Source organism: Pseudomonas sp. 20P_3.2_Bac5 (assembly GCF_025466035.1).
Classification (GTDB): domain Bacteria; phylum Pseudomonadota; class Gammaproteobacteria; order Pseudomonadales; family Pseudomonadaceae; genus Aquipseudomonas.
In genome coordinates this window covers 78991-95489 of the sequence record NZ_JANLOA010000061.1, presented here as the reverse complement: position 1 = coordinate 95489, position 16499 = coordinate 78991, and the positions used below count along the sequence as shown (strand labels likewise).

General features: G+C 65.3%; 12 protein-coding genes and 1 pseudogene. 7 read left to right on the top strand and 6 right to left on the bottom strand.

Features of this window, described 5'->3' with window-relative positions; translation table 11 throughout:
• Nucleotides 1–180 precede the first annotated feature (180 nt).
• From ilvA to NTD88_RS29190, 5 genes and pseudogenes are all read left to right on the top strand, one after another.
• Entirely contained in the window at nt 181–1743 is a 1563-nt protein-coding gene (gene ilvA, locus NTD88_RS10240; RefSeq protein ID WP_262154921.1) for a threonine ammonia-lyase, biosynthetic, read from the top strand.
• An 80-nt stretch (nt 1744–1823) separates the two neighbouring features.
• Nucleotides 1824–2972 carry an L-threonine dehydrogenase gene (yiaY, locus tag NTD88_RS10235; protein WP_262154920.1) on the top strand — a complete coding sequence of 383 codons (1149 nt, stop codon included), beginning with the start codon at nt 1824–1826 and terminating at the stop codon, nt 2970–2972.
• 339 nt (nt 2973–3311) lie between these two features.
• On the top strand, nt 3312–4331 hold the full coding sequence (locus NTD88_RS10230; protein WP_095155046.1) for a LacI family DNA-binding transcriptional regulator: 1020 nt from the start codon (nt 3312–3314) through the stop codon (nt 4329–4331).
• Between the two features lie 91 nt (nt 4332–4422).
• Nucleotides 4423–5205 (top strand): annotated as a pseudogene (locus NTD88_RS29195) (PAS domain-containing protein); the annotation flags it as partial.
• A gap of 42 nt (nt 5206–5247) precedes the next feature.
• Complete coding sequence (locus tag NTD88_RS29190) at nt 5248–5742, top strand: methyl-accepting chemotaxis protein (protein WP_225422445.1); 495 nt, start codon at nt 5248–5250, stop codon at nt 5740–5742.
• A gap of 46 nt (nt 5743–5788) precedes the next feature.
• Here the strand turns inward: NTD88_RS29190 and NTD88_RS10215 are convergent, their stop codons facing one another.
• The 5 genes from NTD88_RS10215 to NTD88_RS10195 all read right to left on the bottom strand — a co-directional run bounded on the left by NTD88_RS10215 (nt 5789) and on the right by NTD88_RS10195 (nt 11329).
• Nucleotides 5789–6988, bottom strand: a complete 1200-nt coding sequence (locus NTD88_RS10215; protein WP_262129345.1) for an MFS transporter — start codon at nt 6986–6988, stop codon at nt 5789–5791.
• A gap of 58 nt (nt 6989–7046) precedes the next feature.
• Nucleotides 7047–8096, bottom strand: a complete 1050-nt coding sequence (locus NTD88_RS10210) for a heme-dependent oxidative N-demethylase family protein (protein ID WP_095155043.1) — start codon at nt 8094–8096, stop codon at nt 7047–7049.
• A 16-nt stretch (nt 8097–8112) separates the two neighbouring features.
• Nucleotides 8113–9081 (bottom strand): PDR/VanB family oxidoreductase, encoded by a 969-nt coding sequence (locus tag NTD88_RS10205; protein ID WP_262129346.1) that lies wholly within the window; start codon nt 9079–9081, stop codon nt 8113–8115.
• Nucleotides 9078–9683: a dimethylamine monooxygenase subunit DmmA family protein gene (locus NTD88_RS10200; protein ID WP_262129347.1), complete on the bottom strand. Its 606-nt coding sequence runs from the start codon at nt 9681–9683 to the stop codon at nt 9078–9080. The genes NTD88_RS10205 and NTD88_RS10200 overlap by 4 nt, the downstream gene beginning before the upstream one ends.
• 221 nt (nt 9684–9904) lie before the next feature.
• The gene (locus NTD88_RS10195) at nt 9905–11329 is read right to left on the bottom strand and encodes a gamma-aminobutyraldehyde dehydrogenase (RefSeq protein WP_262154919.1); all 1425 of its coding nucleotides are present in this window, start codon (nt 11327–11329) and stop codon (nt 9905–9907) included.
• A gap of 249 nt (nt 11330–11578) precedes the next feature.
• Between NTD88_RS10195 and NTD88_RS10190 the strand changes: the two genes are divergently transcribed.
• Entirely contained in the window at nt 11579–12331 is a 753-nt protein-coding gene (locus tag NTD88_RS10190) for a FadR/GntR family transcriptional regulator (RefSeq protein ID WP_262154918.1), read from the top strand.
• 62 nt (nt 12332–12393) lie between these two features.
• Nucleotides 12394–13143, top strand: coding sequence for a cache domain-containing protein (locus NTD88_RS10185; protein ID WP_095155038.1), 750 nt, complete (start codon nt 12394–12396; stop codon nt 13141–13143).
• A gap of 89 nt (nt 13144–13232) precedes the next feature.
• Here NTD88_RS10185 and NTD88_RS10180 read toward each other — a convergent pair whose 3' ends face one another.
• On the bottom strand, nt 13233–16496 hold the full coding sequence (locus tag NTD88_RS10180) for a transporter substrate-binding domain-containing protein (RefSeq protein WP_262154917.1): 3264 nt from the start codon (nt 16494–16496) through the stop codon (nt 13233–13235).
• Nucleotides 16497–16499 lie beyond the last annotated feature (3 nt).

The window sequence follows — 16499 nt, the reverse complement described above, 5'->3', positions numbered from 1 at the left end:
ACTTGGTAAAGGCACTTCGCTAGTTTCGCTGGTATGACGAACCTCCCGCTTGTGCCGACCCGCAGCATTATTACCGCCATTATCAGATTGGCGGGTTAGCTGGCACTTGCACCGAACCCGCCCTGGAGGCGGGTTCTTTCTCTCGACTCCTGGGCTTTTTGAAAAAACCAGGAGTTACCGATGACCAGCCTCACCGCATGCCCCAGTACAGCCGTTGTCGCACCGAACCTGCTGTCGGACTATGTGCGCCGGATTCTTGCCGCTCCGGTGTACGACCTGGCCATTGAAACCCCGCTGCAACCGGCCCGCGCCCTCTCGGCGCAACTGGGCAATCAAGTGCTGCTCAAGCGCGAAGACCTGCAGCCGACCTTCTCCTTCAAGATCCGTGGCGCCTACAACCGCCTTAGCCGGCTGACCCAGGCCCAGCGTGATCGCGGCGTGATCACCGCGTCCGCCGGCAACCATGCCCAGGGCGTGGCGCTGGCGGCCCGCGAGCTGGGCATTGTCGCCACCATCGTCATGCCGGAAACCACCCCGGCCCTCAAGGTCGAGGGCGTTCGCTCCCGCGGCGGCAACGTGGTGCTGCACGGCGACGCCTTCCCCCGTGCCCTCGCGCATGCGCTGCAACTGGCGCAGAGCGAAGGCGCGACCTTCGTCCCGCCCTTCGACGACCCGGACGTGATCGCCGGGCAGGGCACCGTGGCCATGGAAATCCTTCGCCAGCAGCAGGGCCCGCTGGATGCAATCTTCGTCCCGGTCGGTGGCGGCGGCTTGATCGCCGGCATCGCCGCCTACGTCAAATACCTGCGGCCCGAGGTCAAGGTCATCGGCGTCGAACCCCACGACTCCAACTGCCTGCAGGCGGCCCTGGCGGCCGGCGAGCGGGTGGTGCTGCCGCAGGTCGGCACCTTCGCCGACGGCGTGGCGGTGGCGCAGATCGGCGCGCATTGCTTCGATGTCTGCCGGCACTACGTGGACGAAGTGATCACCGTCAGCAGTGACGAACTGTGCGCGGCCATCAAGGACATCTACGACGACACCCGCTCCATCACCGAGCCGTCCGGCGCGCTGGCGGTCGCCGGGATCAAGAAATACGTGGCCGCCCGTGGCGTGCGCGGGCAGACCCTGGTGGCGATCGACTCCGGCGCCAACGTCAACTTCGATCGCCTGCGCCACGTCGCCGAGCGCGCCGAACTGGGCGAGCAGCGTGAAGCGGTGATCGCGGTGACCATCCCCGAGCGCCCCGGCAGCTTCCGCGCCTTCTGCCAGGCCCTGGGCCGGCGGCAGATCACCGAGTTCAATTACCGCTACTACCCCGGCAAGGAAGCGCGGTTGTTCGTCGGCGTGCAGACCCATCCAGTAAACGATCCGCGCGACGCACTGCTGGCCAGCCTGCGTGAACAGGGCTACGAGGTGGTGGACCTGACCGACAACGAACTGGCCAAGCTGCACATCCGCCACACCGTGGGTGGGCACGCCGGGCCAGGCGCGGACGAGCGCGTGCTGCGTTTCGAATTCCCCGAGCGGCCGGGCGCGTTGCTGGGCTTCCTCGAAAGCCTGGGCAAACGCTGGAACATCAGCCTGTTCCATTACCGCAATCACGGCGCCGCCGAAGCCCGGGTGTTCGCCGCCCTGGAAGTGCCAGCGGAGGAGCGCGACGGCCTGCCGGGCGCGCTGGATGCCATGGGTTATCGCTATTGGGACGAGACCGATAATCCGGCATACCGGCTGTTTCTTGGCTGAATTGTCGTAGATCAACACGTGCTGATCAGGACAGGTGGATGCTTGAAAGTACCGAGATAAAGCCACTGAGGGACAAGACCATGAGCAGCACGTTTTTCATTCCAGCCGTGAATATCATGGGTATCGGCTGCCTTGACGAGGCGATGGCCGCGATTGTCGGCTACGGCTTTCGCAAGGCCTTGATCGTCACCGACGCGGGCCTGGCCAAGGCCGGCGTCGCCGAGCGGATCGTCGAGCAACTGGCGCTGCGCGATATCGATGCCGCGGTGTTCGATGGCGCCAAACCGAACCCGAGCATCGCCAACGTCGAGCAGGGCCTGGCGATGCTGCAACGCGAGAAATGCGATTTCGTGGTTTCCCTGGGCGGCGGTTCGCCCCATGACTGCGCCAAGGGCATCGCCCTGTGCGCCACCAACGGCGGCAAGATCGCCGACTACGAGGGTGTCGATCGCTCCGCCAAGCCGCAACTGCCGCTGGTGGCGATCAACACCACCGCCGGCACTGCCAGCGAAATGACCCGTTTCTGCATCATCACCGACGAAGCGCGCCACGTGAAAATGGCCATCGTCGACCGCAACGTCACGCCGATTCTCTCGGTCAACGACCCGGCGCTGATGGTCGGCATGCCCAAGTCACTGACCGCTGCCACCGGCATGGATGCGCTGACCCATGCAGTGGAGGCCTACGTGTCCACCGCGGCGTCGCCGATTACCGATGCCTGCGCCTTGAAGGCCATCGAACTGATCAGCGCCAACCTGCGCCAGGCCGTGGCGGACGGCACCGACATGCAGGCGCGCGAGAACATGGCGTATGCCCAGTTCCTCGCCGGCATGGCATTCAACAATGCGTCGCTGGGCTATGTGCACGCCATGGCGCACCAGTTGGGCGGCTTCTATGACTTGCCGCACGGCGTGTGCAACGCGGTGCTGCTGCCCCATGTGCAGCGCTTCAACGCCCGTGTGGCTGCGGCGCGGCTGCGGGATGTCGCGGCGGCGCTGGGTGCGCAGGTGGGCGAACTGGACGCGGAGCAGGGCGCGGCGGCGGCGATAGCCGCGATCGAGCAACTGAGCCGGGATATCGACATCCCGCCGGGATTGGCGGCGTTGGGGGCGAAGGTGGAAGACGTGCCGATCCTCGCGGCCAACGCCCTGAAAGACGCCTGCGGCCTGACCAACCCACGGCCGGCGAGCCAGGCGGAGATCGAGGCGGTGTTCAAAGCGGCGTTTTGAGTTTGGGTTGAGGGAGATTTCATCGTGACCAGGCGCTAGCCGAGGGTTTTTCTTCGCTCTCAAGATCGAGCGCTGTCCGCGCATCGCGAGCAAGCTCGCTCCTACAGTCGTGCATGCGCCAAGGCCCGCAACGCTATTTCCGCAGGCCATGGTGCGGTAGGAGCGAGCTTGCTCGCGATGCGCGGGTAGCGCTCGATCTCAAGAGCGCTGGAAAACTTCCGGCATACGCCTGGTGGCTACTACCCTCAATCACACCAAAAACCTACCCGCCTGAATCCTTGCCAGCCCGCCGCCGCATCTCTAACCTTGCCGGTCTTTGCGTCTTGCCCCCGAGCCCCCATGACCCGCAGCACCTCCCGCACCACCGGACGTCCCACGCTGGCCGAAGTGGCTCGGCTTTCCGGGGTTTCCCCGATCACCGTGTCCCGCGCCCTGCGCGGTGTCGCCACGGTGGCGCCGGATCTGGTGGAAAAGGTCCGCGCCGCTGCCACTGAACTGGGTTACGTCGCCAACCCGGCCGCCCGCGCCCTGGCGTCGGCGCAGAGCCAGTCGGTGGTGGTGCTGATTCCTTCGCTGTCCAACCAACTGTTCGTCGAAACCCTCGACGCCATTCATGACGTCCTGCGCCCTCGCGGCCTGGAAGTGCTGATCGGCAATTACCACTACGACGTCACGGTGGAAGAAAACCTCATCCGCAATTACCTGGCCTATCAGCCCCGCGGCCTGCTGCTCACCGGTTTCGAGCGCAGCGACGCCGCCCGGCAGATGCTCGCCGCCAGCCGCGTGCCTTGCGTGCACATGATGGAACTGAGCCACGCGCCGGGAACGCTGTCGGTGGGTTTCTCCCAGCAGGACGCCGGTCGTGCCGTGGCCCGCCACTTGATCGAGCGCGGGCGGCGGCGCCTCGGCTTTATCGCCGCGCAACTGGATGCACGGGTTATGCAGCGCGCCGAAGGCTTCCGTCAGGCCCTTCTTGAGGCAGGGTTGTACGATCCGTCCCTGGAATTGCTGGTGCCGCAGCCGTCGTCCATCGGTCTGGGCGGTGAGTTGTTCAGCCAGTTGCTGGCCCGCCACGGCGATATCGACGGCCTGTTCTTCTGTAACGACGACCTCGCTCAAGGCGCGATCTATCAAGCACAACGCCAGGGCATCGCGGTGCCGGAACAGGTGGCGATGGTCGGTTTCAACGACCTGCCGGCCTCGGCCCATATGGTCCCGCGACTGACCTCGATCCGCACGCCACGGGCCGCCGTAGGCCATCACGCGGCGCAAGCGCTGCTGGCCTTGCTCGACGGAAAGAGTGGGCAAGCGCTCACCCGCGACCTCGGTTTCGAGCTGATGGTGCGGGAAAGCAGTTGATTAAAGCCGATAAGCGGTGCTGGCAGACTGCTTGCAGCGCGCTTTGGCGCATCTACGCTTAGCTCAATTCCGCCCATGGAGTGAGCGCGACATGTTTGACTCCCATCGCAAAACCGATCTTGCAGAAATCGAGCGGTGTAACCGGGCCTTGGCTGAGGCCAACGCGAAACTGGCCGCGATCAGCCGTTCCATGGCGATGATCGAGTTCAGCCCCGACGGAGTAGTACTCGACGCCAACGAGCACTTTTGCAACACCATGGGCTACCGCCTCGAAGACATCCGCGGTCAACACCACCGCATGTTCTGCGAGGAAGCCTTCACCAAGACCGAGGACTACCGCCAGCTCTGGCGCGACCTGGCGCGGGGCGAGCCGCGCAGCGGGACCTTTGTGCGACTGAACCGGCAGCACCAGGAAATCTGGCTCGAGGCCAGCTACATGCCGGTGTTCGGCACGGGCGGGCAGGTCACCAGCATCATCAAGGTGGCGACCGATATCACTGAACGGGTGGTTCACGAGCACGAGGCTGACTGCCTGCTCGAAGCCATCGGCCGCTCGATGGCGGTCATCGAGTTCACCCCCGACGGGCGGGTGATCAAGGCCAACGACAATTTCCTCACCACCATGCGCTACCGCCTCGACGAGGTGGTCGGCCAGCACCACAGCCTGTTTTGTCACAAGAGCGAAAGCGAGTTGCCGGCCTACAAGGCGTTCTGGGCTTCGCTCAACCGCGGCGAATACCATTCGCACCGCTTCGAGCGAGTCAACAAGCTGGGTCAGATGGTCTACCTCGAAGCCTCCTACAACCCGATCTTCGACACCCATGGCCGGCTATACAAAGTGGTCAAGTTCGCCAGCGACATCACCCAGCAGGTCTGCACCCAGCAATCCGCCGCCGAGGCCGCCCACGCCACCTCGGTGCAGAACGACGCCTGCGCCCGCAAGGGCTCGGAGGTGGTGCAGCAGACCGTGCATGTGATCGAAGAAATCTCCCACGACCTCAACGAAGCGGCGCGCAGCATCGATGCAGTGAGTCGCCAGTCGGAACTGATCGGGCAGATCGTCCAGACCATCCGCGGCATCGCCGACCAGACCAACCTGCTGGCGCTCAACGCCGCCATCGAGGCGGCCCGGGCCGGTGAGCACGGGCGCGGGTTCGCGGTGGTGGCCGATGAGGTGCGCAACCTCGCGGCGCGCACCAGCAAGGCGACGCTGGAGATTGTCGAGGTGGTGCGGCAGAACCACGACCTGTCGCTGAATGCCGTGGCCAGCATGCAGTCAAGCCTGAGCCGCACCGGGCTGGGGGTGGAACTGGCCAATGAGGCCGGGGAAGTGATCCTTGAGATCCAGCAGGGCTCGCAGCATGTGGTGGATGCGATCAGCCAGATCAATTCGACGTTGCAATTGCATTAGCCTGTCGGGGCCTCATCGCTGGCTTGCCAGCGATGGGGCCCTCAGCTCAAACAGCCGCCGCCAACTGCGCCACCACATGCTCCCGGCGAATCCGCGCCAGCGGCACGCTGACCAGCGCCAGGGTCAGGATCACCGTCACGGCGATGCCCCACGCCGCAAGGGTGAAGCCGCCGAGGGAAATCAACCCGCCAGAAATCGCCGGACCCACGGCCAGGCCGAGGCTGAGGAAGCTGCCGGCCGCCGCCACCACGCGACCTTCACGGTCCAGTTCCGCCGCCAGGCCGGTCAGGTAGCTCAGGGCGTAGAAATAGGTGATGCAGATGGTCATGACGCCGGCGGTGTACATGGTCTTGGAGTGTTCGCCCAGCACATAGGCGAGGCTGGTGCCGCCGGTCAGCAGCACCGCGAGGATCACCGGGGTGCTCATGCCGAAGCGCTTGCCGATCATCGCCGCCAGCAGCGGGCCGATCAGGCCGACCACCGATTGCACCGACAACAGCACGCCCAGTTCATCGCCGCTGTAGCCGACCATGGTGCCAATGCGTTCGACGAAGGCCCAGCCCATGGTGTCGCGGGCCTGAAAGACGAACATGGCGAGCATCATGCAAACCGCGGGCAGGCTCAGCAGCACATTGCCTTTGCCGCCGGCCGGGCTGGCGATAACGGTTTCTGGCAGCGGTGCCCGTTGGGCCATCGCCGGAATCGCCAGCAGCATCACTGCCATGGTCGCCGCCATCGCGTAATACAGGCCGGGCAGGCCGTACAGCGCCATGACCTTGGCGTAGCCGAGCATGACCACGATCATCAGCAGCACCGACAGTACGTTCATGTGCCCGGCGATGCGGTCCGGGTGTTTGGCGCTGGCCACCGCGGCGTTGCCGCAGGCCAGGGCCAGGCCCGCGCCGATGCCGGCGATGCAGCGCACGGCGGCGAGGGCGTAGAGGTTCTCGATGTTGGCGCTGACCAGGTTGGCGGCGATCGCTAGCAGGGTGCCGGCCAACGCCAGCGTGCGGCGTGGCGCGCGGCCCATGAACGGCGCGACCAGCAGCGAAGCGAGCATGGTGAAGCCGAATTCCGCCGACATCAGCAACCCGGCCTGGGCTTCGTTGAGTTGCAGGTCGTGGATGATGGCGCTGATCAGGAACGGCAGGGCCCAGAGTCCCAGCAGGCCAACCCCGTAGGCGGACCCCGCGGCGGAGAACACCAGGCTCCAGCTTTCAGGCAGGACGTTGCGTATTGTTTTCATTGTGTATTCCCGGAGTGCACGCAAAAAAGCGCGCCATTATCGGCGCGCTGATGGAGATTTACTGCTGACTTTCGTCGACTGGCGTGCCGTCGTCGTACTGCGACAGCCAGGTCACCATGGCCTCGCGGTAACGGGTGAAGCCCTTGTAGTCCACCAGTTCCTGGTCGAGGTCGCGGATTACGCGGTGCATGCGCTTGGCCCATTGCGGGGCGAACTCGGCCAGTTGAGCGAGGCTGACCAGGTAGGTGCGTACCGGGAACAGCACGGCGTTGCTGCGCGGCAGGCGGTGCAGCGGTTGCAGCTCGATTCGCAGGTTGACCAGCTCGCCGGCGTTTTCTGCGGTGACGATGGTGCGGTCCGGCGCCCAGTCCGGCAGGGTCTCGGCGGAGGTTTCCAGACGCGGGTTGACGGTGATCGACCAGTTGGTGCGGCGCACCGGGTGGCCGGGACGCAGGCGCAGGAGGAATTTCAGCGCGCGCTGCAGGATGCCCATTTCATGCAGCTTGGGCACCGGGCCGTGGAATTCCATGAAGCTCATGCCGAGGTTGAAGCGCAGCGAGTAGTCGGCGCGCTGGGTCGCCATGCCGGCGCCCATCACCAGGGTGTCGTCGCGCTCTTCGAGCAGGATGAATTCGCCCTGGGCCTGGCGGGTGATGTATTCCATCGGGTCCATCGGCAGGGTGCTGGCGTCGCCGAACACGAAGGTGTCGTCGAGCTGCAGCGGACGGTTGATCCAGTGCCACTGGGTGCCTTTCTTCTCCAGGGTGAAATGCTCGGGGTAGTCCCGGGAATAGGACTCCATCAGCAGTTCCAGCAAGTCCCACTGCGCTTCCATCATGTGCGGCAGGGCGGCGTAGTGCACGCCCGGCTGGCTTTCGAGGATCTGCGCGCGGTGATGGCATTCGGAGATGTAGTGTTCGTCGATGTCGAACTGGCCGCGCAGCGCGCCCTCGCCGAACGGCACATGCGGCTCGACGTTCATCGAGTACATGTACTGGTCTTCCGGATAGGGGAAGGGCAGGCGCAGCACCGCGTCACGGCTGTTGCTGTAAGTGAAGTCGCTGGCGTCGACGTCGGCGTAGGTTTCGATCGGCTTGAATACGGTCATGTGTTGTCTTCCTGTCTCAGAGGTCTACGACCAGGCGGCTGCAGTTGGCGCGGGATACGCAGGGCATGAATTTGCGCTTGCTCAGCTTGTCTTCGTCGCTGAGCCAGTCATCGCGGTGGTCGAGTTCGCCCTCGACTTCCAGCACTTCGGTTTCGCAGTAGCCGCAGGCGCCGCCGCGGCACAGGTACGGCACGGTGTAGCCGGCCTGTTCGGCGGCTTCGAGCAGCGACTGTTCGGCCGGCACTTCGATGGTCACGCCCTGGCGCGCCAGGGTGACGCTGAACGGCAGGCCGTTGGAGCCTTGCTCGACGAAGCGTTCGTAGTGGATGTGGCTGTCGGTCCAGCCCAGGGCGTGGGCGCTTTCGACGGTGTCGTCGATCATGCTGTCCGGGCCGCAGACGTAGACGTGGCTGCCCAACTGACGGCCGGCGAGGATGCGCGGGATGTCCATGCGCTCGTCCTCGCCCTGCACATACAGATGCACCCGGGCGCCGTAGCGGGCTTGCAGTTCGCGACCGAGGGCGAGGTGCTCCGGGCCGCGCACGGCCAGGTGCAGCTCGAAGGTGGACTGCTTGAGTTGCAGCTCTTCCAGTTGCGAATACACCGGGGTGATGCCGACGCCGCCGGCGATGAACAGGTGCTGGCGGGCGTGCTTGGCCAGCGGGAACAGGTTGGCCGGTTGCAGGATTTGCAGCAGGTCGCCTTCGCTCACGCGGTCGTGCAGGTAGCGCGAGCCGCCGCGGCCTTCGCTGACCCGGCGCACGGCGATCTGGTAGGCGCTGGCGTCGTAGGGCGAACTCATCAGCGAGTAGGCGTTGCGGTGAGTCTTGTCGCCGTCTTCGAGGACCACCACCACATGGCTGCCGCCGGAGAAGGCCGGCAGGCTCTTGCCGTCCGGATCGACCAGGGTGAAGCGGGTGATTTCCGGGGTCAGCGGTTCGATCCGGGCCACGCGGACGGCGAGGGTGCCGTTATGGGTATTCATGTGTCGAGCTCCTCGGCAGCGGGCAGTTCGCCTGGGACTTCGCCGTCGGCCTTGATGCCCTGGAAGGCGGCCAGACGACGGGAATAGTGGTCGCGTACCACGAGGTTGAGCTGGCAACCGGGGCAGGTGAAGACACGCTGCGCGACGTTTTCGGTGTAGGTGTCGCAGTGCGCGCACCAGACCCGGCGAACCAGGGTGCCGCTGTGTTCACGCAGCACTTCGTCGCGGTTCAGGTCGACTTCGTTGGCGGCCTGCATGGCGGTGCCGATAAAGCTTTCCGAGCCGCTCAGGTACAGGCGGGTGCCCATGCGGGCGGCGCCGAGGCGTTCGCGCAGGGCGTCGAGCAGCGCCTGGTTGCTGGGGAACACTTCCAGTCCCGCCACGTCGGCGTCTTGCAGGTCCTGCAAGTGGGTGTGGCCGGAGAAGGATTCGGTGGAGTAGAGCAGGGCGCTGTTGTGGCGCTGTTCGGCGGACATGTCCGCGATCAGGCGCAGCATGGCCGCGCCGCCGCTGCCCTGGCCCGCGATCAGGTGGCGCAGGCCGCCCGTCATGGGTTGCAGCCGGTCGTAGACCGGACGGCTCTTGATGCCGGTGATAAGCATGGGTGACACACCTCGTAAGTCGTTACCCCGGTTTTGGGCCGGTGGGTAACAATGGCGACCGGTTTCTGCTTCGTGTCGGGGATAAAGCAGAACCTATGCCATATTGCCTATGGTTTTATATGTTTTATCGCAAAGGCCGGTTTTGGGCCGGTTTCATCAGGTGGTGCAAAGGTGAAGGGTGGTGCCGCGAAATGGGGCGCAAGGCACCCCTTCGGTGCGAATCAGTGCTTGAACATCACGTGGCGGACGCAGGTGTAGTCTTCCAGGCCGTACATCGACATGTCCTTGCCGTAGCCCGACTGCTTCATGCCGCCGTGGGGCATTTCGCTGACCAGCATGAAGTGCGTGTTGACCCAGGTGCAGCCGTATTGCAGGCGCGCGGCCAGGCGGTTGGCGCGGCCGACGTCGCGGGTCCAGACCGAAGAAGCCAGGCCGTAGTCGGAGTCGTTGGCCCAGGCCAGGGCCTGCGCTTCGTCGTCGAACGGGGTGATGCTGACCACCGGCCCGAAGACTTCGCGCTGGACGATTTCATCGTCCTGGCGGGCATCGGCCAGAACGGTCGGCTCGAAGAAGAAGCCCGGGCCGTCGACGCGGTTGCCGCCGGTGACCACACGGATATGCGGCTGCGCCTTGGCGCGCTCGACGAAGCCGGCCACGCGCTCAAGGTGATCGCGGGTGATCAGCGGGCCGAGTTCAGTCTCCGGGTCGTCCTGCATGCCCATGCGCAGGCTTGATACCGCCTCGCCCAACTGGCTGACGAAGCGCTCGTAGACCCCTTTCTGAACGTAGAGGCGGCAGGCGGCGGTGCAGTCCTGGCCAGCGTTGTAGAAGGCGAACGCGCGGATGCCCTCGACGGCGGCGTCGATATCGGCGTCATCGAAGATCAGCACTGGCGCCTTGCCGCCCAGTTCCATATGGGTGCGCTTCACGCTGCTGGCGGTGCTGGAAATGATCCGCGCGCCGGTGGCGACTGAACCGGTCAGCGACACCATGCGCACCTTGGCGTGGTTGACCAGCGGCTCGCCGACGCTCGGGCCGCGACCGAAGAGGATGTTGACCACGCCGGCGGGGAACAGCTCGGCGATGATTTCGCCGAGGGCCAGGGCGGTCAGCGGCGTCTGCTCGGACGGCTTGAGCACCACGGTGTTGCCGGCGGCCAGGGCCGGGGCGAGTTTCCAGGCGACCATCATCAGCGGGTAGTTCCACGGCGCGATGGAGGCGACCACGCCCAGCGGGTCGCGGCGGATCATCGAGGTGTGGCCCGGCAGGTATTCGCCACCCGCGGAGCCCGACAGGCAACGGCTGGCACCGGCGAAGAAGCGGAACACGTCGGCGATGGCCGGGATTTCATCGTTGAGGGCCGCCTGATAAGGCTTGCCGCAGTTCAGCGATTCGAGGCGCGCGAGGGTTTCGGCCTCGGCCTCGATGCGATCGGCCACTTTCAGCAGCAGGTGCGCGCGGTCCTTCGGCGGGGTCTGCGACCAGCCGTCGAACGCCTGGTCGGCGGCCTGCACCGCGGCGTCAACCTGGGCGCTGCTGGCTTCGGGGATGTTCACCAGAACGCTGCCCTCGGCGGGGTTGTACACGGCGTAGGGAGCACCTTGCCCATCGATCAACTGGCCATTGATCAGGAGTCGGGTTTGCATGGCGTATTCCTTGGTTGGATTTGTTGACGGAAATCGCTGATGCAGGCGCGGACGTCGTGGATGCTCGCGTTCCTGCTTTAAACATATGAAACCATATCTTAAAGTTTGATTCTTGCCAACTGGCTTTAAAAAGCTAAGTCGAGGCGAATTCGGCGCTATCACGCGTCCGGTTCTTCGCTATAAGATGCGGGATTGAATTTTTTCGCCGAGGCTGGCTTCAGGCTCTGCAATGCTCGATAGGGAGAGGCAATGACTGCCCTTAATAGTGCTCGTAACACCGCATTCATCCGGCTGCGCCAGGAAGGGCGCACCGATGAGGTGGCGCGCCGGCTGGTGGAGGCCATCGAACTGGGGCTGTTCGCCGAAGGCCAGCAGTTGCCCAGCGAGGCGGAACTGGCGCTGCAACTGGGCGTGGCCACGGTCACGCTGCGCGAGGCGCTGGTGGTGTTGCGCCAGCGCGGGTTGATCGAAACCCGGCGCGGGCGTAACGGCGGCAGTTTCGTCTGCGCGCCGATCGAATTACCCGAGGCGTTGCTGCTGCAACGCCTGCGCGACATGAGCGGCCCGGACCTGCGTGACCTGGGCGACGAGCAGACCGCCATCTCCGGCACTGCGGCGCGCCTTGCCGCCCGGCGCAGTTCGCCCGAGCAGCAGGCGCGCATCGCCCATCACATCGACATGCTCCGACAAGCCGCCTCGCGCCAGGCACGGCACCGCGCCGATGCCCGTTTCCACATCGAGGTGGCCGCGGCCGCCCAGTCGCTGCGCCTGACCAACGCAGAGATGCGCTTGCAATCCGAAGTGGGCGAACTGTTGTGGATGGACGCGGCGGGCGGTGGCGATGTGGCGGTGGTCGAGCAGGAGCATCAGGCCATCTTGCAGGCGCTGGTCGCGGGAGACGCGGTGCTGGCCGGTGCGCTGGCCGAAGCGCATGTCAGCCGCGGTATCAAGCGCCTGATCAGCCTTCGCCTGGAACTGCTGGCCGAAACCGATGAAGACTGAAATGGCGTGACACAACGCCTGATGACATAACAAGAAATGCCGAACCTGCGTGAGGTAATGCCATGTTTGCCCTGAGCGATAACGCGTCCTTTTCGGCCTGCGCCCAGCAGCTGGACAGCACCCTGGGGACTATTTTCAACCAGGTCCGCGAGTTGGTGGAGGACACCCGCTCGCTCTGGGAGCGGGTTCTGGCCGAGGGCCGGCAGCCCGCCGCGAAAGACCTGGCGTCCTTGCGCCCGGCCATCGACCGCCAGTTGCTCGCGACCGGTGCCTTTGGTTGCGGTGGCGGTGTGATCGTCGAGCCCAACTGTCTGGCCGACCGGGAAATGCACCTGGAATGGTGGTACCTGGCGGACGGTGGCAAGACCCTGCCGCTGCGGCCCAATTTCGACCGGCGCCGCGAAAACTACTACGACTACACCGAAATGCCCTGGTACCGCCGTCCCCGCGATACCGGCAAAAGCGTGGTGGAGGGGCCTTACGTCGACCTCTACGGCACCAACCTGTACGTGTTGACCTTCACCATGCCGATCATGGTGCAGGGGCGTTTCATTGGTGTCGCCGGGCTCGACCTGTCGCTGCACAACGTCGAACGCTTGCTGGTGCGCAGCTTGATGCGCCTGGACCATGAGGCGGTGTTGTTGTCCGCCGATGGCCGGGTGATCGCGTCCAACACGGCCAACTGGATGGTGGGGGATCTGGTGTCGACGTTGCTGAGCAATATGCAACTGGACGAGATTCGTTTGACCTTGTCGGAGTCGGAGACGGGGTGGTCGCTGGTGCGGTTGCCGGGGTTGCGCAAGGCGCTTTGATCTTTTATTGCGAGTATCGCGAGCAAGCTCGCTCCTACAGGGTTCAATCGCAATCCTGTAGGAGCGAGCTTGCTCGCGATGCGGCCCCATCAATCAAGCCTGCGCAACAACCTCTCCAAACTCTCCTCCAGCCGCCCCTTCAGCACCTGCAATTCCCCATCCCCCAACTTCTGCGCACACCCTCGTTCCAGCGCATCGCAATGCGCCACCAGCCCACGTGCCTTGAGCATTTTCATGCCGCCGCGAATCCGGTGGACCAATGCCTTGAGCGCCGGTCGCGGCGAGTCCGGGCCGAGGGCGCGCAAGGCAGCAAGGTCCAGGGTGGTGCTGTGGGCCAGTTCGGCGATCAGGCGCTGGATCAGTTGCGGGTCGTTGAGGGTCAGGTGACGCAGTTCATCGAGGTCGAAACCGCTGTCGTCCTCGCTGGCTGCCATGGCGGGCGTCACGTCCAGCCCGCTCAGGTGCTGGCGCAAGGCGCCAAGGCCGATGGGCTTGAACAGGCAGTCATCCATTCCCGACGCCAGGCAATGCTCGCGTTCCTCGGCCTGGGCATTGGCGGTCAGGCCGAGGATCAGGCAGCGGCGCCGCTGGCTCGCGGCCTCTTCAGCGCGCACCGCCTGGGCCAGCTCATGACCGTCCATGCCCGGCATATTGCAATCGGTGATCAGCACGTCGAACTGGCCGTCGCGCCATAGCTGCAACGCCGCGCTGCCGTCGCTGGCCTGGCTGACGCGGTGGCCGAGTACGCCGAGTTGCTTGTCCAGCAGCATCAGGTTGGCCGGGTAGTCATCCACCACGAGGATGTTCAGCGCCGGGCTGTTGGCCTGCGTCTCGCTGGTCACTTGCGCGCGCTCCAGCGGGCCGGCCCACGGCAGGCTCAGGTCGATCACCACCCGGGTGCCCTGGCCGGGTTCGCTGGAAAGCCGCAGCGCGCCGCCCATCAATTCGCACAGGGTCCGGCTGATCACCAGGCCCAGGCCGGTGCCCTGGCGCGCCGGCTGCTGGCCGACCTGGGCGAAGGGGCTGAACAGCCGCGCCTGATCCGCCGCGCTGATGCCGATGCCGCTGTCCCGCACGCTGAGTTCGATGCGGGCATTCAGGTCGTCGCTCGCCGCCTCGATGTTCAACTCGACCCGCACCACGCCGTGTTCGGTGAACTTGATGGCGTTGCTCAGCAGGTTGGACAGCACCTGGCGCAATCGCAGCGGATCGACCAGCACCGACCGCGCCGGGCCGCGCAGGTCCAGTTCCAGGGTCAGGCCCTTGAGCCGGGCGCTGCTGTCGAAGACTTGCGCGGCACCGCGGATCAGCAGCGGCAGGTCGGTAGGTTCGAGCACCAGGGCCATGTGCCCGGACTCGATGCGGGCGATGTCGAGCACGTCACCGATCAGTTCCAGCAGCCCGCTGGCGGAGTCGAACGCGACCTGCAACGACGGCTGGTCGATGCGGCCCTGTGCGGCATCTTTCAGGGCCAGTTCCAGCAGGCCGATCACCGCGTTCATCGGCGTGCGGATTTCATGGCTCATGGTGGCGAGAAACGCACTCTTGGCGTGGTTGGCGTTGTCGGCCTGTTCCTTGGCCTGGCGCAGTTCGAGCAGCAGTCCTTCGCTGATTTTCAGTTGCCGTTGCAGCGCCTGTTCGGCCTCGGTGCGCTGGCCGATCAGGCGGCGCAGGTAGCGGTTCCAGAACACCACGGCGGCGATCAGCAGGCCGGCGACCACCAGAATCTGCAGCACCAGCCCGCGGTAGTTGCGCCACGGGTTGTCGCTGATCAAGGCATTGGTCCGCCAACGGTTGGCAAGCTGGGTCATCTCATCCGGCTCAATGCTGAGCAGGGTCTTTTCCAGGATCGAATGCAGCAAGGTGTTGCCGTGGGCGGTGGCGAACGCGGCGGTCGCCGGGGTGTCGTCGAGCAGCGCGGCGATGCGCAGGCGGTCCTTGAACAGCCGGCTGATGAAATAGGCGGCGTTGATCTGTGAGCTGATGGCGGCATCGGCGCGGCCCTGAGCGACGTACTCCATCAACGCCAGCGGGTCATCGACCTCCACCAGCTCGATAGCCGGGTGCTCGCGGCGCAAGGTCTGCGCGTACGGCGTGCCACGGATCAGCGCCAGGCGTTTGCCGGCCAGCGCTTCGGCGGTGTCGGGGGCATTGGCGTGGGCCGCGGTAACCAGCACCCGCGGCGTGGTCAGGTAAGGCCGGGTGAAATCAAGGGTACGGGCGCGCTCGGCGCCGTAGGGCAGGGTGCCGACCAGATCGGCCTGACCGTCTTCGACCAACTGGATCATCTCCGGCACCGAGGCCGCCTCGACGACCTGGAAGTCGAGGCCGGTGCGCAGGCCGATCTGTTCCAGCAGGTCGGCGGTGATGCCGCGAAACTGCTGTTTGTCATCAATGAACGTCAGCGGCGCAAAGTACTTGTTGATCGCCACTCTGACCTTGGGATTAGCGCGGATCCACGCCAGTTCGTTTGGCGTCAGGACCAGCGCGCCGCGGTTGAGCAGGACGCTGTTGAGGCCGCTGCTCCAGCGCCGGGCGACATTCATCCGGTCGCTTTCCGAGAGGCTGTCGAGGGCCTGGTTGAGCACCCGCAGCAAGGTGCTGTTGTCGTGTTCGAGGGCGAAGTTGAAGGACGAGCGCAGCGGTTTGACGTAGTAGCTGATCTGCACGCTGTCGCGGTAGTGGTTGCCGATCAGGTAGTCGGCGCTGATGGCATCGCCGATGAAGGCGTCGGCATCGCCCTGGGTCAGGGCCGACAACGCGGCCATGCTCGACGCATAAAGCTGCAGGTTCGCGCGGGGATAGACCTCGCGAATGCGTTCGGCCGGCAGGTAGTGATCGACCATCGCCAGGCGCAGCCCGGCGAGGTCATCGTCGGGGTTGCGTGGTTTGCCCAGTGGCGTGGCGATGACCGCCTGATCCTCGGCGTAGGGCAGGCTCGACAGCAACTCGCTGTCGGCGCCCTCGAAACCGTTGGCGCTGCCTAGCAGGTCGATTTCGCCACGGTGCAGGGCCTGGATCGCCTGGCTGCGGTCGGGGTAATGCAGCACCTGGACGCCGACCCGCAACTGCTCAGCCAGCAGCCCGGCGTAGTCGGCGGTGAGGCCTTCGTAGTCGTGCTGGCTGACGTTGATGTCGAAGGGCGGGTAGTCCGGCGCCGAGGTGCCCAGGCGCAGGACTTTCTTGCGTTCCAGCCATTGCCGGTCGGCGCTGCTGAGGATTGGCGCCGCGCTGCTGCTGACCGAACGATCGAGCAATTCGCGCTGGGTCACCGGCTCGCTGGCCTGCAGCGGCGCGGGCAGCAGCAGGAGCAAGCCGCCGAAGCCCCAGGCGCAGAACAGATGGGCGTTCATGAG

What these genes read in the sequence shown, in the direction of transcription:
- NTD88_RS10205 (WP_262129346.1), bottom strand. Translation starts at nt 9,081, where the DNA reads ATGAATACCCATAACGGCACCCTCGCCGTCCGCGTGGCCCGGATCGAA.
- NTD88_RS10180 (WP_262154917.1), bottom strand. Translation starts at nt 16,496, where the DNA reads ATGAACGCCCATCTGTTCTGCGCCTGGGGCTTCGGCGGCTTGCTCCTG.
- NTD88_RS10210 (WP_095155043.1), bottom strand. Translation starts at nt 8,096, where the DNA reads ATGACCGTATTCAAGCCGATCGAAACCTACGCCGACGTCGACGCCAGC.
- yiaY (WP_262154920.1), top strand. Translation starts at nt 1,824, where the DNA reads ATGAGCAGCACGTTTTTCATTCCAGCCGTGAATATCATGGGTATCGGC.
- NTD88_RS10190 (WP_262154918.1), top strand. Translation starts at nt 11,579, where the DNA reads ATGACTGCCCTTAATAGTGCTCGTAACACCGCATTCATCCGGCTGCGC.
- NTD88_RS10230 (WP_095155046.1), top strand. Translation starts at nt 3,312, where the DNA reads ATGACCCGCAGCACCTCCCGCACCACCGGACGTCCCACGCTGGCCGAA.
- NTD88_RS10195 (WP_262154919.1), bottom strand. Translation starts at nt 11,329, where the DNA reads ATGCAAACCCGACTCCTGATCAATGGCCAGTTGATCGATGGGCAAGGT.
- NTD88_RS10185 (WP_095155038.1), top strand. Translation starts at nt 12,394, where the DNA reads ATGTTTGCCCTGAGCGATAACGCGTCCTTTTCGGCCTGCGCCCAGCAG.
- NTD88_RS10215 (WP_262129345.1), bottom strand. Translation starts at nt 6,988, where the DNA reads ATGAAAACAATACGCAACGTCCTGCCTGAAAGCTGGAGCCTGGTGTTC.
- NTD88_RS10200 (WP_262129347.1), bottom strand. Translation starts at nt 9,683, where the DNA reads ATGCTTATCACCGGCATCAAGAGCCGTCCGGTCTACGACCGGCTGCAA.
- ilvA (WP_262154921.1), top strand. Translation starts at nt 181, where the DNA reads ATGACCAGCCTCACCGCATGCCCCAGTACAGCCGTTGTCGCACCGAAC.